Consider the following 20,331-nt stretch of genomic DNA (forward strand, 5'->3'; position numbering starts at 1 on the left):
CCTTCCATGCGGATCATTGACCTGTCCGTCGCGCTTGAAACCGGCATAGCCTCGGACCCGCCCATGATGGCGCCGAAGATCGAGTATCAGGGCCATGCCGATACGCCCGACCAGATCACCGGCTTCTTTCCGGGCATGAACCGTGACGAGTTGCCCGATGGTGAAGGCTGGGCGGTCGAATGGGTGCAGCTGAGCACCCATAACGGCACCCATCTGGACGCGCCCTATCACCACCATTCGACCATGGACCGTGCGCTGGTGCCGGGCGGACGGCCCGCGATCACCATCGACGAGGTGCCGCTCGAATGGTGCTTTCAGCCCGGCGTGAAGCTGGATTTCCGCCATTTCGCCGATGGCTATGTCGTCACGCCCGAGGATGTCGAGGCCGAGCTGGCACGGATCGGCCACACGCTGAGCCCGCTGGAAATCGTCGTCGTCAACACCTCGGCCGGGGCCGCCTATGGCAATCCCGAATATCTGGCCAAGGGTTGCGGCATGGGACGCGACGCGACGCTCTACCTGTTGGAACGCGGCGTGCGGGTGACGGGCACGGATGCATGGTCGTGGGACGCGCCCTTCATCCATACCGCCCAGCGCTATTCTGAGACCAAGGATGCGTCGATCATCTGGGAAGGGCATCGCGCCTCGATGGAGATCGGCTATTGCCATATGGAAAAGCTCGCCAATCTCGACCAGCTGCCCGCGACCGGCTTCAAGGTTTCGTGCTTCCCGTTCAAGATCAAGGCAGCCTCGGCGGGGTTCACCCGATGCGTGGCGATCCTCGACTGATGGACAGCGCCGTCATTCAATACAACGCCGAGGGCCATGCCAGCGGCAAGATGCGCAGCGATCTGGTGGTGAGCATGTCTCACCCCTTTGCCGACGGCCCGTGGGAAATGGCCACCGATGAAGGGGCGTTCCATGGCGGCGAAGCCAGCGCGCCGCCGCCGCTGGCGCTGTTCGTGGGCGGGCTGACGGGCTGCATCATGACGCAGATACGGTCCCTTGCGAAACGGCTGGGACTGGTCCTGTCGGATCTGCGGGTCGAAACGCGGGTGCAATGGACGTGGGTGGCTGTCGGCCGGGGCTACGAATCCGCGCCCAAAGGCTTCGAGATCGACGTGAAGATCGAAAGCTCCGCCGCCAAGCCCGAGATCGAGGCGCTAATCGCGCAGGCCAGGCGCGGCTGCTTCATCAGCCAGACGCTGGGGCATCAGAACGAGATCCGTTACCGTCTGAAAACGCAGGAAGGATGGACCAATGTCTGAGATCCGCTTCGACGGTCAGGTCGCCATCGTCACCGGCGCGGGCGGCGGGTTGGGCCGCGCCCATGCGCTGGCACTCGGCGAACGCGGCGCGCGGGTAGTGGTCATGGATGTCGGCGCGGCGCAGCCCGTCGTCGACGAGATCGCCGCTGCCGGTGGCGAGGCGATGGGCTGGAGCGGCTCGGTCAGCGATGCCGGGACCGTCGAGGCCATGGTCGCGACAGTCATGGACCGTTGGGGCCGGATCGATATCCTGATCAACAATGCGGGCATCCTGCGCGACAAGAGTTTCGCCAAAACGCCGCTCGATTTCTTCGACGCGGTGATGGATGTGCATGTGCGCGGCTCGTGGGTCTGCACGCAGGCGGTGTGGGAGATCATGCGCGCGCAGGGCTATGGTCGGGTGCTGATGACGACCTCGTCCTCGGGGCTGTACGGGAATTTCGGGCAGGCCAATTACGCCGCGGCGAAGGGCGCGGTGGTCGGGTTGATGAACACGCTCGCCATCGAAGGCGCCAAGCACAACATTCATGTCAACGCGCTGAGCCCCGCCGCAGCGACGCAGATGACCCGCGACCTGCTGCCGCCCGAGGCGCTGGCGCTGCTCGCACCCGAAACGGTGTCGCCCGCCGCGCTGTTTCTGGTGAGCGAGGGCGCGCCCACCAAGACGATCCTTGCCGCCGGGGCCGGTATCGTCGCCCTGCCCGCGATCACCGAAACGCCGGGCATCGATCTGGGTCCTGCCCCCCGCCCCGAGGACGTGGCCGATGCCTTTGCCCGGATCGTCGCGCAGCCCGGTGCCGAAAAGCTGGAGGCGGCATGGGCGCAAACGCAGAAATTCGTCGCGATGGCGGGCAACAGGCGCGGCTGATCCGGCTGGATCGCGCCTGTCGCCGCGCTAGATCGCGCGCATCAGGAAGGAAAGCCCATGAGCAACCCGATTGACGGCTTCACCGTGACCGAGCGTGACATCTGGTATGTTGGCGAGGACCTGCAGCGCCCCGAATGCATCCTTGCCGAACCCGACGGCTCGCTATGGTCGGCGGATGCGCGGGGCGGCGTGGTGCATATCCGACCCGACGGCTCGCAGGCGCTGATCGCGCAGGCGCTCGACGACCGTTTCGGCGCGACCGGGGACGAGGCGCAGCGCTTCACGCAGGGCACGTTGCCGAACGGGCTGGCCTTCGATACCGACGGCTCGGTGCTGATCTCGAATTTCGGCACCGACCGGCTTGAGCGGATGACCCGCGACGGACGGACGAACGTGGTGCTCGATACGATCGACGGCACGCCCATCGGCAAGGTTAATTTCGTGCTGCGCGACAGTCAGGGCCGGATCTGGCTGACCGTCTCGACCCGGATCACCAACTGGATGGAGGCGATCAGCCCGAATATTCGCGACGGCTATGTCGCGGTGCTGGATAAGGACGGCACGCGGATCGTTGCGGACGGGTTCATGTTCACCAACGAAATCCGCTTCGATGCCGCCGAGGAATGGCTCTATGTCGTCGAGACCTCGGCGCGGCGCATCACCCGGCTGAAGATCGGCGCCGGCGCAACCGTCGAGGCGCGAGAAACCTTCGGCCCTGAAGATACCGGCGGTTTTGTCGACGGCATCGCGTTCGACGCCTATGGCAATCTGTGGGGCACGCATGTTATGTCCGACCGGGTCTTCGCGCTGACGCCCGAGGGCGAGTTCCGGGTCATTCTGGACGACGACAATCCCGCCCCCTCGGCCGCGCTTTACGAAGCCTTCGAGCGCGACGCACTGACGCCCAATCACATGCTGGCCTGCGGGGGCACGATCGCACCGTGGTTCGCCTCGGTCACCTTTGGCGGGGCGGACCTGAAGACGGTGTATATCGGCTCGCTCCGGGGGACGCGGATCCCCGCGTTCCGCAGCCCGGTGGCGGGCCTGCCGATGGCGCATTGGCGCTGAGCGCGGGTCACAGCGAACCGGTAGCGAAAAAAATTCTGCCGCCGAAACGGATGCCGCGAATGCATAAGCCTTGTGCAAAGGCTGCGTGGGCACCGGGCATTGCCCTGAAAAACTTTCCCTTTTGCCTCAATAGCTTTCGCCGCAGTGCGGCAAAGGTTGCTTGAATTGTCGCCCTCCTGCGCTAACATGGTAACCATACGTAAGTTTGTTCGGATCCGGTCGCGTGCTGCGGCGTTGTCTCGATAGCGTTCTGGCGCAGGTTTCGGACCGTCTCTCTCCCGCTCATGGCGGGGGTGGGCGCGTGCCCGGAAATTCCGGCTGGCCTATGCCCGGCGTGACTGCGCCAAGATTGCGAGTGAACCAGTGCCTGAAGAAACGCGCCCCGAGGAGCCAAACATCAAGGATACCGTGTCATATTCCGCCCCGTCTTCCCCCTATGAGCGCCTGACAGTTCTGGGCGCCGGCAGCTGGGGTACCGCCCTGGCCATCGTTCTGGCCCGCAACGGACGCAAGGTGCGGCTGTGGTCGCGCCGCCCCGATCAGGCCGAGGCCATCAACGCCACCCGTGAAAATGCCGATTACCTTCCCGGTGTCCCCCTGCCCGACGGCCTGACGGCAACGTCCGATCTGGCCGACGCGCTGAGCGACACCGAAGCGGTGCTGATCGTGACGCCCTCGTCCACGCTGCGGCAGATGTGTCAGGCGATCGCGCCCTACCTGCCCGAAGGCGCGCCCATCGCGCTGGCCTGCAAGGGGGTCGAGCGGGATTCGGGCTATCTGTTGTCCGAAGTCGCCTCCGAAGAACTGCCCGGCCATGTCGTGGGCGCGGTCAGCGGCCCGACCTTTGCCCGCGAGACTGCGCTCGATCATCCGACCGCCGCGACCGTGGCCTTCCCCTTTCGCTACAAGGATAGGCTGCACCCGGAATCCAGCCCTGCCGCTCGGCTGGCTTTGTCCCTGTCGGGCGGGGGCTTCCGGCCCTATGTCTCGGACGATCTGGTCGGCGTCGAAGTGGGCGGTGCGGTCAAGAACGTGATCGCCATCGCCTGCGGGATGATGTCGGGCGCGGGCTTTGCCGAGAATACCCGCGCCGCGCTGATCACCCGCGGCATCGACGAGATGAAGCTGCTGGCCCAGACGCTGGGCGGGCGGCGCGAGACCGTCACCGGCCTGTCGGGCGCGGGCGATCTGACGCTGACCTGTTCCTCGACCACCTCGCGCAACATGAGCCTTGGCACGCAACTGGGCCAAGGCATCGCGCGGCCCAATTGTTTCGAAGGCCGCCCCGTCGTCGTCGAAGGCGAGGTCAACGCCGTCTCGGTCACCGATCTGGCGCACCGGATCAAGGTGCCGATGCCGATCTGCGAGACGGTGAATGCCGTGCTGCACAAGGGCGCTGATCTGCAGGAAGCCTTCAGCGCGCTCTGGGCCCGCCCAATCGAGGCCGAGCCTTTCGCGCTGGACCTGTCGCTGGCCCATCCGACCCCCAATCTTCCGCTGCAATTCGGAGGGAGCTGACCCATGAACGTTCACACCGCCCCGCGCCCGTCCATCGCCGCGCGCCGCTTCACGCTGGCCACCGATCTCGACGGCACCTTTCTGGGGGGCTCGGATACCGACCGCGCCACGCTTTACGGATGGATCGAACAGAACCGCGACACGGTCGGGCTGATCTTCGTCACCGGGCGCGACCCGGAATTCATCATGGAAATGTGCCGCGAACGCGGTCTGCCATGGCCCGAATATGTGGTGGGTGACGTGGGCACCACGATCGCCGAGGTCGGGCCCGACGGGTCGATCGCGCCGATCGAGCCGCTGGAAGAAGACATCGCCCAGCGCTGGGGAGACCGGGGCGACGCCGTGCGCGAGGCGCTCGACGGCCATCCGGGCCTTGCGCTGCAGCCCACCGATTTTCGCTACCGCGTCAGCTATGACCTGACGCCGTCCTCCTATGACGCGACCGCTGAAGCACGGGTCGAGGCGATGGGTCTCGACTGGCTGATCTCGGACAACAAGTATTTCGACGTGCTGCCCAAAGGCGTGTCCAAGGGCCCGTCGATCCGTCGGCTGGTCGAGCATCTGGGCATCCCCGAGGGCCGCGTGCTTTGCGCCGGTGACACGCTCAATGACCTGTCCATGCTGGCCTCAGGGCTGAACGCGGTCGCGGTCGGCAATTCCGAGCCGCTTCTGGTGCATCAGCTCGACGGCGTGGACAGCGTTTATCACGCCAAGGCCCATGGTGCGGCCGGCATTCTGGAAGCCATCGACGCGCTTTCGCTTCACGACATCCCCAAGGGAGCCTGACATGTCCTCCAATCTTGTGATCGTCTACCACCGCCAGCCTTATGAAGAGGTCGAGGTCGACGGGAAGATCGAGTACCGCGAGAACAAAAGCCCCAACGGCATCGTACCGACGCTGAAAAGCTTCTTCGGACGCTTCGACAAGGGGGCCTGGGTCGCGTGGAAACACGCCGAAGACCCCTCGAACCCCGATTTCGAGCGGGTGATCGAGATCGACGACCAATACGGCAAGTACACCGTGACGCGCCTGCCGCTGACGCCCGAACAGGTGACGAGCTTTTACCATATCTCGTCGAAAGAGGCCTTCTGGCCGATCCTGCACGGCTTCAAGGAACGCTACAATTACGACCCCGTCGACTGGCCCACCTTCCGCGAAGTGAACTGGGCCTTCGCCGAAGCCGCAGCGGCCGAAGCGGCCGAGGGCGCGGTGGTCTGGGTTCACGATTACAACCTGTGGCTGGTGCCGGGCTATCTGCGCACCCTGCGCCCGGATGTGAAGATCAGCTTCTTCCACCACACGCCCTTCCCCTCGGCGGATATGTTCAACGTCCTGCCGTGGCGCAAGGAGATCCTTGAAAGCCTTCTCGCCTGCGACGTGGTGGGCTTCCATATCCCGCGCTATGCCAACAATTTCGTCTCCGCCGCGCGCTCGCTTCTCGAGGTCGAGACGCTCAAGCGCGAGAAGGTGCATGACGAGCTGTCCTCGCAGACCACCGCCCTGTCCGAGCAATCGGTCGTCACCGCTGTCGGCTATGAGGGCCGCGTGATCCGCCTGCAGGCCAGCGCCGTGGGCGTCGATGTCGACTATATCGAAAAGGTCGCGACCAGCCCCGATACCGCCGAACGGCTGGCGCATATCAAGGAAGAGCTGGGCGATCACAAGCTGATCCTGTCGGTCGGACGGACCGACTATACCAAGGGCGGGATCGAGCAGTTGCAAAGCTTCGAGCGCCTGATGGAGGCCCGGCCCGATCTGCGCGGCAAGATCCGTCTGATGCATGTCTCGGCGGCGGCGAATGCCAACATGACCGCCTATGAAGAGATCCAGCACGATCTCGAACACATGGCGGGCATGATCAACGGCCGCTATGGGACGTTCGACTGGCAGCCCGTATCGCTGATCTCGCGCCCGGTGCCGTTCCGCGATCTGGTGGCGTATTATCAGGCCGCCGATGTCGCGTGGATCACGCCGCTGGCGGACGGGATGAACCTCGTGTGCAAGGAATATTGCGCGGCGCGGCTCGATGATGACGGTGTGCTGGTGCTGTCCGAATTCGCCGGCGCGGCGGTCGAGCTGGGCTTTGCCGTCCATACCAACCCGTTCTCGCACAAGTCGATGGATCAGGGTATCCAGTATGCGCTGTCGCTGCCCGATACCGAACGGCACGGCCGCATGAAGGCCAACCGCGAAATCGTGCGCCGCCACGACGTGCGCTTCTGGGCCGAGGACCAGATGAAAGTCTTCGGCCACGTCATGTCCTCGGATAGCTGGGCCGCGGGCTGACCCCGCGCCCGCGGCTGCGGGCTGGCGTGCTTTGCAAAACACCCCCGGCCTTGCGGTCCGGGGGTGTTTTGCTTGGACGAAGGGCTGGCGTCCGGGGGGAACGGCCCGAAGGGCCCGTGGGGGGCAGCGCCCCCCGCCCGGTCGCCCGAGACCTCGGCGCCCGAGGCGTCGCGGGCAAGGGCGAAACCGCTCACCCGTCCCGCGCGGACCCGGTCAGCCGATACGGCCGGTGATATAGGCCTCGGTCTGCTTTTCACGCGGATTGACGAAGATCTGCTCGGTCTCGCCGTATTCGATCAGCTTGCCCAGATGGAAGAACGCGGTCTTCTGCGACACGCGGGCGGCCTGCTGCATCGAATGGGTGACGATGATGATCGTGTATTGCTCGCGCAGCTCGTGGATCAGGTCCTCGACAATCGACGTGGCAATCGGGTCGAGCGCCGAGCACGGCTCGTCCATCAGGATCACTTCGGGCCCCGTGGCGATGGTGCGGGCGATGCACAGACGCTGCTGCTGGCCGCCCGACAGCCCGGTGCCGGGCTGGTCCAGACGGTCCGAGACCTCTTTCCACAGCCCCGCCTTCTTCAGCGAGCTTTCGACCAGCGCGTCGGTCTCGGCCTTGGATTTGACCAGACCGTGGATGCGCGGGCCATAGGCGATGTTGTCGTAGATCGACTTGGGGAACGGGTTGGGTTTCTGGAACACCATCCCCACCCGCGCGCGCAGTTCGACCACGTCCAGCGAGGGGCGGTGAATGTCCTCGCCGTCGATGGTGATCTCGCCACCGACGCGGCAGCCTTCGATCGTGTCGTTCATCCGGTTGAAGCAGCGCAGGAAGGTCGATTTCCCGCAGCCCGACGGACCGATGAAGGCGGTGACGGATTTCTCGGGCACTTCCATCGAGACGCCGAAGATCGCCTGTTTCTCGCCGTAATGGACGGTGACGTCCCGGGCCGAGATCCGGCTCTCTGCGCCCGCGCTCGATGCCGGGGCCGACGGGATGATGCGGTTGGCGCCCATGGGCGAGGTATCGGGGGTCGCGTTCATGTCAGGCTTTCCTTTCCAGGCGGCCGCGCAGCCAGATGGCCAGCGCATTGAGCAGGATCATCAGCGCCAGCAGCACGATGATAGCCGCGAAGGTGCGTTCTTCGAAGAAATTGCGGTTCTCGTTGCCCTGCCACAGGTAGATCTGCACGGGCAAGGCGGCGGATTGGTCCATCGGCGTAGCCGGTACGTTGGCCACGAAAGCGTTCATGCCGATCAGGAGCAGCGGCGCGGTCTCGCCCAGCGCCTGTGCGACACCGAGGATCGAGGCGGTCAGGATGCCGGGATAGGTGACCGGCAGGACGTGGTGGAACACCATCTGCGTCTTCGACGCGCCGATCCCCAAAGCCGCCTGCCGCAGCGATGGCGGCACCGCGCGCAAAGCCGAGCGGGTGGCGATGATGATCGTGGGCAGCGTCATCAGTGTCAGCACCAGACCACCCACCAGCGGCGCCGACAGCGGCAGGTGGAAAATATTGATGAACACCGCAGCCCCCAGCAGGCCGAAGACGATCGACGGCACCGCTGCAAGGTTGTTGATATTCACCTCGATCAGGTCGGTGAACGGGTTCTTGGGTGCGAATTCCTCAAGATAGATGGCCGAGGACACGCCGATCGGCACCGCCAGCAGGATCACCACCAGCATCATGTAGAACGACCCCACGAAGGCACCGGCCAGACCGGCCGAGGCGGGCGACGAGCGGCTGTCGACATTGGTGAAGATGTGCCAGGCAAAGGCGCGGTGGACGATGCCCTCTTCGGTCAGCAGATCGATTGCGTCCCGGGCGGCGCGGCTGAGCTGCTGGCGGTCGTCGGGCAGATCGCGCGACAGCTTGCCCTTGGCCCAGTTGTCGCCATCGGCCGACAGCAGAAGCTGCATCTCGCGCCGCTCGCCGATGATCGTCGGATCGGCGAGCACCATGTCGCGCAGCACAAAACGCGCGCCGGAATCGATGATGGATTGCGCCGAGCGGGTATCGATCTCGGTCACGGTTCCGGCGCCGTCAGCGGTCTCGGCTTCGGCCAGCGCCCCCTCGACCGATGAGACGAGGATCCGGTTCCAGTTCACCATCGCCAGACGGCGCTGCCAGCCCAGCATCTCGGCCCGGAAATCGGCGTCCGACTGACCGGCCTGTTGCACTGGCACCTCGGGGACGTTGATGATCTCGGGGTCGAAATAGACCTCGGCATCGATGTTGAACTGCCAGAAGGCCGGCAGACCGTTGGTCAGGATATTGCCGAACAGCACCGCCACGAAGGCCATTGCCGCCAGCACCGAGCCAAGGCCCAGCATCTTGAAGCGTTTCTCGGCGCGGTTGCGGCGCGACAGCGACTTGCGCACCTGCGCGCGACGGCGGGTATTGGCCTCGGCCTCGGTTTCCAGAGCCTCAGTCATTCGTATTGCTCCCGGTATTTCCGCACGATGACCAGTGCACCGATATTCAGCATGAGGGTGATGACGAACAGCGTCAGGCCCAGCGCGAAGGCGACCAGCGATTGCGGCGAGGCGAAATCGGCGTCGCCGGTCAGGGCGGTGACGATGGTCACGGTGAAGGTCGAGACGGGTTCGGTCGGATCGAAGCGAAGGATCGGCGCGTTACCGGCAGCCAGCACGACGATCATCGTTTCACCTATGGCGCGGCTGACGGCCAGCAGGATGGCGCCGACGATCCCCGGAAGGGCCGCGGGGACGATGACCATGCGGATGGTTTCCGACTTGGTCGCGCCCAGCCCCAGCGAGCCGTCGCGCATCGCGCGCGGGACCTGACGGATGATGTCGTCGGACAGCGAGCTGATGAAGGGAATGATCATAATCCCCATCACGATCCCCGCCGTAAGCGCCGAGGTGGCGTTGATGCCAAAGCCGATGAAATCACCGAAAGCCGACAAAGCGGGGCCCACGGTGACCAGCGCGAAGAAGCCGTAGACAATGGTCGGGATCCCCGCGAGCACCTCGATCACCGGCTTGATGACATTGCGCAGCCGGGGCGTGGCGTATTGTGTGAGCCAGATGGCCGACATCAGACCCACGGGCAGCGCGACCAGCATGGCGATCGCCGAGATCATCACCGTGCCTGCCAGCAGCGGAAGCATCCCGTAGCTGCCCGATGCCTCGTTCGAGGTGGTCGAATAGCCGGGGTTCCAGACCGTGCCGAAGAAGAAATCGACCGGCGAGACATAGGTGAAGAAGCGCACGGTCTCGGTGACCAGCGACACGACGATGCCGATCGTGGTCAGGATGGCGACGATCGAACAGAAGATCAGCACCGTCTTGATGACGGTTTCGACATGATTGCGGGCGCGCAGGCGCGGGCTCAGCCGGGCGCGCATCACCAGAAGACCGGCAACGCCCAGAAGCGCCCCCAAAGCCACGATGCTAAGCCGCAGGATGGTCATGAACCGCGCGAGCCCTTCGCCCGCTTCGGCTTCCCAAGGCGCGATCTCGCCCGCGACGCCGAAGCCCGAGGCGATGTTGCGCAGGCGCGCGGCGGCGCTGGCATATTCGGTGGTGCCGGGCAGGATCTCGGCGGGGATCTGACTGGCGATGTACCAGTCCTGGATCATGCCCGAGGTCACAACCCAGATCAGCAAAACAAAGAGCAGCGGCACCGTGGCCCAGAGCGCCAGAAACGCCCCGTGGTATTGCGGTCGGCTGTGCAGTCGAGAGGCGCCTGCAAGGGCGCGGCTACGGGAAACGCCCTGTTGATAGGCGACGCCCATCAGGATCAGGGCAAGGGCGGCGATCAGGACGCTGGTCATGCGCGCGGCTTCACATCTGGGGCAAGGGAATGGCGCCCCGGAGAATTCCGGGGCGCCATCGTTACAGGCTGGCCATTACTGGCTGACGGTCACACCGTTCGTGAAGTTCTCGAGAACTTCGGCGGTTTCTTCCGCAGGCGCCGGGATCATGCCGGCTTCTTCCAGACGGCCACCGGCACCGGCCATGGCATCCGACAGGAAGAACTGAACGTATTCCTCGATGCCGGGGATGACGCCGATATGCTCGCCCTTCACGTAGAAGAACAGCGGGCGCGAGACCGGGTATTCGCCCGAAGCGACGGTTTCCAGCGAGGGCGTGACGCCCGACATGGTGGCGACGCGCAGGGTGTCGGTGTTCTGCTCGTAGAACGACAGGCCGAACACGCCGACGGTGTTGGCATCCGACGACAGGCGGGCCAGCGTCTCGGTGTAGTCGCCGGCGATCTCGATCACGTTGTCCTGACGCAGTTCGCCGCAGACTTCGTGGTCGACATCTTCACCCATGACCGCTTCGCAGCCCGGGAAGACGACTTTTTCTTCGAACACTTCGCGGGTGCCGTGGTTCGAGGCAGGGATCGCCATCATGATCGGCTGCTCGGGCAGCGAGGGGTCGATATCCGACCACAGGGTCGGCTGCTCGGTGCCTTCGGGCAGGTTGGCCGCGATCGCCTGATAGACGAATTGCGGCTCGAGCACGAATTCCGGGCCTTCGGCGGCCGAGGCGAAGACGATGCCGTCATAGCCGATGCGGATTTCGCGGATGTCGCTCACGCCGGCGGCGGCGCAGGCTTCGATTTCCGAGCCACGGATCGGGCGCGAAGCGTTGGCGATGTCGATGGTTTCCGGGCCGACACCGGCGCAGAACTGGCGCAGACCGCCCGACGAACCGCCCGAAGCGACGACGGGGGTTTCGAATTCGGGGAACATCTGGCCGAATTCTTCGGCCACGATCGAGGCGAAGGGAAGCACGGTCGACGAGCCGGCGATCTGGATGTTGGTGCGGCTCTGCGCGAAAGCGGGCGCGGCGACCATGACACCGGCGGCAGCGATGATCGCGAGGCGGCTCGTGGTTTTGACGAACATAAGGTTCACTCCTGGGTCGGTTCGGGGTCCAGCCCCTCTCTTGAGGCTGTGCACCGGGTACGCCCGTTGCATGACGCTTCTGTCACGCCTGCATGACACTTCTGTAACAGCGCCCGACACAAAGACCGCAAAGACCGTCCCTCCGACGAACCGCCGAGCGTCGGGAATGCAGGATAGCTTCGGGTTTTCAGAAGGTTAGAGCGTCAGCTCTGAGGCCCACGGTGGATTGGCCCCTGCCCGGCTGACCGTTACCGCCGCCGCCGCTGCGCCAGTCTTCAGCGCACGAGCCAGGGCCGATTCGCCGATCTGCGCCAGTGAGTCGCGACTCAGCTCGCCCTGTTCGCGCAGGCTCGCCAGCACGCCTGCGTTGAACGTATCGCCCGCACCGACCGTATCGACGACACTGACGCGCTGCGCGGGCTCAAAAACCCGGCCCCGGCGCGTGACCGCCGTGGCGCCCACCCCGCCATCCGTCAGGAACACGACCGACGTCGCGCCGTTGAGCAGACGCGCGACATAGGCCTCTCCTTCCCCGCGCGCGAGCCAGTCGAGATCCTCGAGCGAGATCTTCACGATATCGGCCAGCGCCAGCATCCGGTCGAGCCGCGCGCGATAGGCGGTTTCGTCGGTGATGAAGCCGGGGCGGATATTGGGGTCGATCATCGTCACATGCCCGTCGCGCGCGGCGCGGGTCATCAGCCCCTCATAGGTGGTGCCGCAGGGCTCGACCACCAGCGAGATCCCCCCGAAGAACAGCGCCTGCGGCTGCAGCGTGCTCATCTCGGCGGGCAGATCCTCGGGTGACAGCATCCGTCCGGCGGTATTCTCGTCGTAAAAAGCATAGGTTGCGTGCCCGTCCACCAGACGCACGAAGGCCAGCGTGCAGGGCCGGTCGGAAGTCACGCAAAGGCCGGTATCGACCTGTGACGCCGTCAGCCTGTCGCGCAGCATGTCGCCGAAGAAATCCGCGCTCAGCCCCGACAGGAAGCGCGCGGGCGCACCCAGCCGGCCAAGCGCAATGGCGGTGTTGAACACCGCGCCGCCCGGATGCGGCGCGAAAGCGCCCGAGGAGTCGGGCAGCATGTCGATCAGGGCTTCCCCACAACACAGGATCATCGCGCTCCCCCTTTCGCCGCTAAGCCGCACAGAACCGCGAAACGACCCTTCTGTCAATAAATAACACTTCTTGATTTATTGCGTGCCGGGCGCCGGAGGCGGATCTTGCCGGATCACCACATCGGCAGCGCGCGAGCATTGCTGCGTCAGCCGGGCATTGGGCAGATCGTTGACCATCGCGCGGGCCCGCGCGGCGGGCTGGTCGAAACCGTGACCCTGCCAGCGACGGATCAGCCGCGTGGAAAGCACCTTTTCATCGACCTCAAGCCAGACGCTGGCATCCCAGAACCGCGCAAGCGCGTCCCATGGACGGTGATCGAGCAGCAGGTAATTGCCCTCGACCACGATGATCCGCGCCTCGGGGTGGATTTCGCGCGCCGAAGCCCGCGACAGGTCCAGATCGCGGTCGAAAAGCGGCACGCAGACGGGGCCGTTATCGGCCCTGAGCCTTTCGAGATCGCGTAGGATCGTGTCGACATCGAAGGTCCAGGGCGCGCCCTTGCGCCGCCGCCATTGCCCGGAATCGCCGCGCTGGTCGAGCACCGCGTTGTCGAGATGGTAGCCGTCCATCATCACCACCGCCGCCTCGCATTCCAGCGCCGCGCCCAGTCCGGCGGCCAGCTTGTCGGCAAGGGTGGATTTCCCGCTGGCGGGCGGTCCGGCGAGCGCCACGAAGCGACGCGCGCTGCCCGTGCCGAGACGGGACAGGACCTGAGCGACGACGCCCTCCAATTCCATGAAGCCCCCTCCTTGCAGCCTGTGGTCGCGGGGCAAGTCTATAGCACCCGGCCTGCTGACCATAGAGCGGGGGACGCGGTCAGACCCAGATACCGCTCAGATAGTCGCGCAGTGACGAATCAAGGATACGCCGCCACAGCGTCCTTCGCCGCGAATGCACATCTTCCGAGATCGGACCGATTGCCTGATGAGACAGTTTCAGCCGCGAACCCGTTTCGTGATCGGCAAGATCGAAATGCACGCGGCCCGCGACGATGCCATTGACCCCGAACCATCCGCTCAGATAGAGGCGCTTGTCGGGTTCGACCAGATCGACCACCGCCCAGATGGCCGCCCGCCCGCCCGAGGCTTCCTCGACCAGCGGCGCGCCGAGCTGCGCGCTCAGCGACAGGTGCCCGTCGGGACCGGTGACGCGCGCGTCGGTCGGCCACCATGCATCCAGCCCAAGCGTCAAGGCCGCGAAAACGCTGGCGGCGGCCACCGGGTAATCATGCTCTTGCCGGATATCTAGCCCCGGGACACCATGACCGATCATCGCGACCTCGCGTCGTGTAGGCTGGCCGAAATGACCCGCTCGCTTCAGTGAAAAATCGCCTGAACCAATAAAAAGCTACAAGGATCGTAGACCGGTTTCCCCCGGGGTCAACCGCGGGGCCGCTACTTTCCTTTTGGTTTGGAATCAGCGCCCTAAAGCTTGCCGAAGTAAGATGCCGCCACGCCGAATGAATTCTGATTGTGCCAATTGCCCTGTCCGGACGCGTTCGGGGTATGTGACAGATTGTCGCAACAAGGCATCAGCCCGCCACGCGGCGCGCAAGGCCGGGCGCGTGGCGCGCGGCAAGGCTCTCAGCGCGGCACGCCCGGCCCGCAGCCTGTCGCGCATCTCGCGGGCCAGCCGGGCGATGCTTGCGGGGTCGTCCTGCGGCAGAGCCTGCTGCCCCGCCGCTTCAAGCGCCGGCACGGCCAGAAGGTAATTCGCAAGGCCCTGCGCCTGCCCCGCCACGCGCGCGGCGGCGCTGTCAGGCCCGCCCAGCGCCCGGACACTCGCCACCATCAGCGCGCCCGATGTCGCGTCGAGAAAGCGCAGCAGCGCCGCCTCGTCCGGAAACGGCGCTTGCGTGCCGATCTCGGCTTCGCGCGCGTCGATCATCTCGGCCAGTGGCGCCGGATCGAGGCCCGCGCGCAACAGCGCCTGTAGCGGGGCCGCGACCTCGTGCGCCTTATGCTCGCCCATCTCCAGCACATCGCGCCAGAATTGCAGGCGCATCTGCGCGATGATCGGCTCTTTCGTCACCCACGGCGCGCGGGCGATTTCCAGATTGAAGGCGTAGAGCGTGAAAAGCGGGCCACGCGCGGCGACCGGCGCCGCCATCGCTGCAAGGAAGCGGTCGGGGTCGCCCTTTTGAACAAGGGCCGCACAGGCGTTGATTTGCGTGGCTGTCAGAGCGGGCGCATCCATAGGAGCGCCATAGCGCGGCGCAGGCGCGATGGCCAGAGGTTCAGTCCGCCCCGATAAAGGCAATGACCCGCTGCAGCGTCTCGGGATCGTCGACCACCGACAAATGCGTAGCCCCGGTCAGTGCGTATTCGCCCCGATCCGTGATCGCCGAAAAGGTGGGTTCGTATTGCTCGGCCACGAAGGCTTCGTCCTGCGCGCCCGCGATCAGCACGAAGGGCGGCAAAGCCGCGATCTCGGCCTGCCAGTCGCGGCGTGGCGAAAACCCGGTATTCAGCCGGTAGGAATACGCCCGTGTCGCGGTCTGTCCCAGCGGGCCGTCGAGCACCGAAGACGGGAAGCGGAACTGGATCACCGGCAGATGGTTCAGCGCGGTGACATGCGCCATGTTAAGCATGCTGAGACCGATGACCCGCCGCGTCAGCACATTCGCCCAGCCGCCCGAATTGGGGCGCGTGGTGGGCGCGTCGTACTGCACGAAGGGCGCCAGCAGCACCGCGCGGTCGATCATCGCGCCATGCTTTCCGCCGGCAAAGCGGATGACCAGCCCCCCGCCCGAGGAATGGCCCAGCATCACGACGCTTTGCCCCTCGCGCGCGGTCTGGGTGATGAGATCGGCGAGATCATCCTCGAACTGGCCGATGTAATCGACATCGCCGCGCCGCTGCGGGTCGGGCCCGTGGCCGCGCAAATCCGGGGCGATCACATCGATCCCGGCTTCGGCCAGCGCAGACCCGAGACCCGCGAACTGCGCCGAATGCCAGCCCGAGCCATGCACCGCCACCAGAAGCGGCGCGTCGTCGCGTCCCGAAAGCCATTGCCGATAGCCCAGCGCGGCCCCGTCGCGCGCTGTGTAAGCCTGAAGCTCGGGCATTTCCGCCCGCTGCAGGACCGAGAAATCCAGCCCCTCCCCCTCGGCCCGCAGATCGCTCTTCGGGCGATCACTGACAATAAGGCCCAGCGCTATGGTTGCAGGAATTGCCACGAAAAGCGCGGCCGAGACGGCAATCTTGGTCAATAAACTCATTGAGGCTCCACGACGACGAGTCGGTAATCGAAACTGTCGCCGTGCAGTTTCCAGCAATTGATCTCGGACTTAAAGGCCTCAACCAGCGCATTGTCGCGCTCATTGGCCAATTGCGCTTCGAGCGGCTCGTAATAAGCGGCCCATCCGGCCCGCCCTACCCAGCGCGCGCCGATGACGCGCCAGCCCGCCTGCGCGATCTCGCCGTCCAGCGCGGCGGTATCCGACAGCGTCACCCCTTCGGACGCGAAGTAATCCACGACCGCCTGCGGGCGCTCCGTCCCGGTCCAGCGCAGATCGGAAAACGCGACCCGCCCGCCCGGCGCCAGATGCGCTCGCCATGCCGCAAGCGCCGCGCCGACGCCAAGGTTATAGACCGCGCCAGCCGACCAGATCAGGTCATAGGGCCCGGCGGGCGGCGCGCGCATATCGCCGACAACCGCCTCGGCCCGGGGGTATTTTCCCGCGACCACATCGACGAAGGGCTCGGCCGCATCCAGCGCGACAACACGCCCGCGCGGCACCGCCGCGATGAGCGTGCCGGTATCCGCCCCGATCCCGCAGCCCGCGTCCAGCACCCGCGCATCGGCGGGCGTCTGCGCCACGTCGAGCGCCCAGCGCAGGCTTTCGGCGTCGCCCGGCCCGGCCCGTTCGAGGGTGAGGAAAAGGTCGATGATGGACATGGCGGCTCCTGTTCGTTCCCGTCGCCAAACAGGTAGGGCAATCCCCGCGCAGGGCACGGACCAAGACGCCCCCTGCCCCGTGAAATCGCTCACATCTGCGGTTCGATCCCGTCGCGCAGAAGCTTCCAGCGGATCGCATCGAGCAGCGCGGTGAACGAGGCATCGACGATGTTGGGGCTCACCCCCACCGTCGACCAGCGCTGCCCCTTGCCATCCTCGCTGTCGATAATGACGCGGGTCACGGCCTCGGTCCCGCCCTGCGTGATCCGCACGCGGAAATCGACCAGCTTCATATCGTCGATCGAGGCCTGATAGGGCCCCAGATCCTTGGCCAGCGCCTTGGACAGCGCGTTGACCGGGCCACGATCGGTGCCGCTTTCATCGACGCTCTCGCTGACCGACAGCGTCTTGGTATCGCCGATCTTAACCACCACGACCGCCTCGGACACGCTGACCATCTGGTCATAGCGGTTCTTGCGGCGCTCGACGGTGACACGGTAGCGCTTGATCTCGAAGAAGCGCGGCATAAGGCCCAGCTGTTCGCGTGCCAAAAGATCGAACGAGGCCTGCGCACCGTCATAGGCATAGCCCTGATCCTCGCGCGCCTTCACCTCGTCGAGGATGCGCGCCAGCCGGGGATCGCCCGCCTCGACCTCGATCCCCGCCGCCTTCAGCCGCGCGCGCAGGTTCGACTGCCCGGCCTGGTTGGACATCGGGATCAGCCGCGTATTGCCCACCCATTCGGGCACGATATGCTCGTAGGTGGTCGGATCCTTCAGGATCGCGCTCGCATGCAGCCCCGCCTTATGCGCAAAGGCCGAGGCCCCGACATAGGGCGCCGAGCGCAGCGGCACACGGTTCAGGATATCGTCAAGCTTGCGCGACAGCCGCACAAGGCCCGTCAGCCCTTCGCGGGTGATGCCGGTCTCATAGGCGCTGGCATAGGGTTCCTTCAGCAACAGCGTCGGGATCAGGCTGGTCAGGTTGGCATTCCCGCAGCGCTCGCCCAGACCGTTCAGCGTGCCCTGAATCTGGCGCGCGCCCGCATCGACAGCGGCCAGCGAGCAACCGACTGCATTGCCGGTATCGTCATGGCAATGGATGCCCAGACGATCGCCCGGAATGCCCGAGGCGATCACCGCGCCCACGATGCGCCCGACCTCGGCAGGCAAGGTGCCGCCATTGGTGTCGCACAAAACCACCCAGCGCGCGCCCGCCTCGTGAGCAGCCTTGCAGCAGGCCAGCGCGTAGTCGGGATTGGCCTTGTAGCCGTCGAAGAAATGCTCGGCATCCAGAAGCGCCTCGCGCCCCTGCGCAACCATATGCGCGACCGAGGCGCGAATATTCTCGAGATTTTCCTCAAGCGTGATGCCCAATGCGGTGGTCACGTGGAAATCATGCGACTTGCCGACAAGACAGACCGCCTTGGTGCCCGCATTCATGACCGCCGCCAGAACCTCGTCGTTCTCCGCCGAGCGGCCCGCGCGCTTGGTCATCCCGAAGGCGGTGAAGGTGGCGCGTGTTTCGGGCTTTGCGTCGAAGAATTCGCTGTCGGTCGGGTTCGCGCCCGGCCAGCCACCCTCGATATAATCGATCCCCAGATCGTCGAGCGCCGCGGCGATGACCCGCTTCTCGGGGGTCGAGAACTGCACCCCCTGCGTCTGCTGCCCGTCGCGCAGGGTGGTGTCGTAGAGATAGAGCCGCTCGGTCACGCCGCGCCCCCTTTCAGATCGAAAACACGGCCAGCCGACAGACCCGCAAGACGAGACAGGACCACCGCTGCCGCCCTGCCTGCCGCGCCCCTTTCACTTTGTTCCAAATACTCCACGGGGGTCCGGGGGTGTGAAATCCCCGGTTCCGCACGGGCCATAAGCGCCGCCATCAGGCTCATCTCACAACCCCCCCAGCTTCGCCGCGTCGAACCCCGCGCCGGGGACCAGTTCGACCCCCGCTTTCGACATCCGCACCTCGACGCCCGCCTCGATCAGCGCGGTTTTCAGCACGTCCACGGGGGCGAAATCCTTGGTCTCCATCGCGGTCGCCCGGAGAGCGGCCAGCTTGGCCGCAAGGGCCGACAGGTCGACGCCCTCGGCCCAGTCGCCCATCCCAACCTCCAAAAGGCCCAGCAGGCGGGCCGAGGCCAGAAAGACGCCCTTTTCGTAGAAGCAATCCTTCTGCGGGTTGCCGGCAATCGCCTTGGCCAGCGCGTGCAGCCGGGCCATCGCGCCCGCGACATTGAGGTCGTCGGCCAGCGCCTCGACGATCTCGGCGTCGGGGCCGGTGGGCTCGGCATCCGCGACCATGGCGCGCCAGCCGCGCAGGATGCCCTCGGCTTCGCGCGCGCGCTCGGCCGTCCAGTCCATCGGCTTGCGGTAATGCGTGGACAGCATGACGAAGCGGATCACCTCGCCCGGATAGCCCTGATCGAGAAGCTCGCGCACGGTGAAGAAGTTGCCCAGCGACTTGGACATCTTCTTGCCCTCGACCAGCAGCATCTCGTTATGCATCCACACCCGCGCGAAGCCTCCGTCCGGATGGGCGCAGCAGCTTTGCGCGATCTCGTTTTCGTGGTGAGGGAATTGCAGGTCGATGCCACCGCCATGGATATCGAAGGACTCGCCCAGCAGCTCATAGGACATGGCCGAGCATTCGATATGCCAGCCCGGACGCCCCCGGCCCCACGGGCTGTCCCAGCCCGGCAGCCCGGCATCCGAGGGCTTCCACAGCACGAAATCCATCGGGTCTTCCTTGTAGGGCGCGACCTCGACGCGAGCGCCCGCGATCATGTCGTCGACCGACCGGCCCGAAAGCTTGCCGTAATCAGGATACGAGCGGACCTTGAACAGGACATGCCCTTCGACCGCATAGGCGTGGCCCCTGGCGATCAGATCCTCAATCATAGCGATCATCGCGCCGATATACTCTGTCGCGCGCGGCTCATGCGTGGGCGTCAGCGCGCCCAGCGCGCCCATATCGGCGTGATACCAGCCGATGGTTTCCTGCGTGCGCTGATGGATCAGTTCTTCCAGCGTGCCCTCGGCCCCCGCCTCCTTGCGCGCCAGCGCGGTCGCGTTGATCTTGTCGTCCACGTCGGTGAAGTTGCGCACATAGGTGACGTGATCCTCGCCGTAGACATGCCGCAAGAGCCGGAACAGCGTGTCGAAAACCAGCACGGGCCGGGCATTGCCCAGATGCGCGCGGTCATAGACGGTCGGGCCGCAGACATACATCCGCACATTGTCGGGATCCGAAGGCGCGAAGTCTTCCTTCGCGCGGGTGCGGGTGTTGTAGAGGCGGATAGCCGTCATGTGATCGTCTCCCCTGATCGCGACAAATCGGGCACCCCCGCGCGGGGTGGGCTATGCGCTTCTCATGAGGAAAAGACAACGCCCCGCGCGAGCCAAAGCTCAGCGGGTAA

General features: G+C 65.5%; 19 protein-coding genes. 7 read left to right on the top strand and 12 right to left on the bottom strand.

Annotated features, from left to right (window positions below; translation table 11 throughout):
- Positions 1-6 precede the first annotated feature (6 nt).
- From JI664_RS00655 to ggpS, 7 genes are all read left to right on the top strand, one after another.
- Positions 7-789, top strand: coding sequence for a cyclase family protein (locus JI664_RS00655; RefSeq protein ID WP_207011776.1), 783 nt, complete (start codon positions 7-9; stop codon positions 787-789).
- Entirely contained in the window at positions 768-1,268 is a 501-nt protein-coding gene (locus JI664_RS00660) for an OsmC family protein (protein WP_207011777.1), read from the top strand. Before JI664_RS00655 ends, JI664_RS00660 begins: the two co-directional genes overlap by 22 nt.
- Positions 1,261-2,136 carry an SDR family NAD(P)-dependent oxidoreductase gene (locus JI664_RS00665; protein ID WP_207011778.1) on the top strand — a complete coding sequence of 292 codons (876 nt, stop codon included), beginning with the start codon at positions 1,261-1,263 and terminating at the stop codon, positions 2,134-2,136. The genes JI664_RS00660 and JI664_RS00665 overlap by 8 nt, the downstream gene beginning before the upstream one ends.
- 57 nt (positions 2,137-2,193) lie before the next feature.
- On the top strand, positions 2,194-3,204 hold the full coding sequence (locus JI664_RS00670) for an SMP-30/gluconolactonase/LRE family protein (RefSeq protein WP_207011779.1): 1,011 nt from the start codon (positions 2,194-2,196) through the stop codon (positions 3,202-3,204).
- A gap of 408 nt (positions 3,205-3,612) precedes the next feature.
- Positions 3,613-4,722: an NAD(P)H-dependent glycerol-3-phosphate dehydrogenase gene (locus tag JI664_RS00675; protein ID WP_207011780.1), complete on the top strand. Its 1,110-nt coding sequence runs from the start codon at positions 3,613-3,615 to the stop codon at positions 4,720-4,722.
- Positions 4,723-4,725: 3 nt separating this feature from the next.
- The gene (locus tag JI664_RS00680) at positions 4,726-5,508 is read left to right on the top strand and encodes an HAD-IIB family hydrolase (RefSeq protein WP_207011781.1); all 783 of its coding nucleotides are present in this window, start codon (positions 4,726-4,728) and stop codon (positions 5,506-5,508) included.
- A gap of 1 nt (position 5,509) precedes the next feature.
- On the top strand, positions 5,510-7,009 hold the full coding sequence (gene ggpS, locus JI664_RS00685; protein WP_207011782.1) for a glucosylglycerol-phosphate synthase: 1,500 nt from the start codon (positions 5,510-5,512) through the stop codon (positions 7,007-7,009).
- Between the two features lie 213 nt (positions 7,010-7,222).
- Here ggpS and pstB read toward each other — a convergent pair whose 3' ends face one another.
- The 12 genes from pstB to cysS form a co-directional block, all read right to left on the bottom strand.
- A complete protein-coding gene (gene pstB / locus JI664_RS00690) occupies positions 7,223-8,029 on the bottom strand; it encodes a phosphate ABC transporter ATP-binding protein PstB (protein ID WP_286173774.1) in 807 nt (268 codons plus the stop codon).
- 28 nt (positions 8,030-8,057) lie between these two features.
- Positions 8,058-9,449, bottom strand: a complete 1,392-nt coding sequence (gene pstA / locus JI664_RS00695; RefSeq protein ID WP_207011784.1) for a phosphate ABC transporter permease PstA — start codon at positions 9,447-9,449, stop codon at positions 8,058-8,060.
- Positions 9,446-10,813, bottom strand: a complete 1,368-nt coding sequence (gene pstC, locus JI664_RS00700) for a phosphate ABC transporter permease subunit PstC (RefSeq protein WP_207011785.1) — start codon at positions 10,811-10,813, stop codon at positions 9,446-9,448. The genes pstA and pstC overlap by 4 nt, the downstream gene beginning before the upstream one ends.
- Before the next feature lie 75 nt (positions 10,814-10,888).
- Positions 10,889-11,896, bottom strand: coding sequence for a PstS family phosphate ABC transporter substrate-binding protein (locus tag JI664_RS00705; protein ID WP_207011786.1), 1,008 nt, complete (start codon positions 11,894-11,896; stop codon positions 10,889-10,891).
- 195 nt (positions 11,897-12,091) lie between these two features.
- Positions 12,092-13,012, bottom strand: a complete 921-nt coding sequence (locus tag JI664_RS00710) for a carbohydrate kinase family protein (RefSeq protein ID WP_207011787.1) — start codon at positions 13,010-13,012, stop codon at positions 12,092-12,094.
- Between the two features lie 75 nt (positions 13,013-13,087).
- Complete coding sequence (locus JI664_RS00715) at positions 13,088-13,750, bottom strand: AAA family ATPase (protein ID WP_207011788.1); 663 nt, start codon at positions 13,748-13,750, stop codon at positions 13,088-13,090.
- A gap of 79 nt (positions 13,751-13,829) precedes the next feature.
- Positions 13,830-14,285: an SRPBCC family protein gene (locus tag JI664_RS00720; RefSeq protein WP_207011789.1), complete on the bottom strand. Its 456-nt coding sequence runs from the start codon at positions 14,283-14,285 to the stop codon at positions 13,830-13,832.
- A 144-nt stretch (positions 14,286-14,429) separates the two neighbouring features.
- Positions 14,430-15,209, bottom strand: coding sequence for a squalene/phytoene synthase family protein (locus JI664_RS00725; protein WP_207011790.1), 780 nt, complete (start codon positions 15,207-15,209; stop codon positions 14,430-14,432).
- Between the two features lie 40 nt (positions 15,210-15,249).
- A complete protein-coding gene (locus JI664_RS00730; protein WP_207011791.1) occupies positions 15,250-16,233 on the bottom strand; it encodes an alpha/beta hydrolase in 984 nt (327 codons plus the stop codon).
- Complete coding sequence (locus tag JI664_RS00735) at positions 16,230-16,913, bottom strand: class I SAM-dependent methyltransferase (RefSeq protein ID WP_207011792.1); 684 nt, start codon at positions 16,911-16,913, stop codon at positions 16,230-16,232. Before JI664_RS00735 ends, JI664_RS00730 begins: the two co-directional genes overlap by 4 nt.
- A gap of 89 nt (positions 16,914-17,002) precedes the next feature.
- Positions 17,003-18,625: a citramalate synthase gene (gene cimA / locus JI664_RS00740; RefSeq protein WP_207011793.1), complete on the bottom strand. Its 1,623-nt coding sequence runs from the start codon at positions 18,623-18,625 to the stop codon at positions 17,003-17,005.
- Between the two features lie 180 nt (positions 18,626-18,805).
- Entirely contained in the window at positions 18,806-20,221 is a 1,416-nt protein-coding gene (gene cysS / locus JI664_RS00745) for a cysteine--tRNA ligase (protein WP_207011794.1), read from the bottom strand.
- Between the last annotated feature and the right edge of the window lie 110 nt (positions 20,222-20,331).

This window comes from Rhodobacter sp. NTK016B, assembly GCF_017303295.1.
In the GTDB taxonomy this organism is placed as follows: domain Bacteria; phylum Pseudomonadota; class Alphaproteobacteria; order Rhodobacterales; family Rhodobacteraceae; genus Pararhodobacter.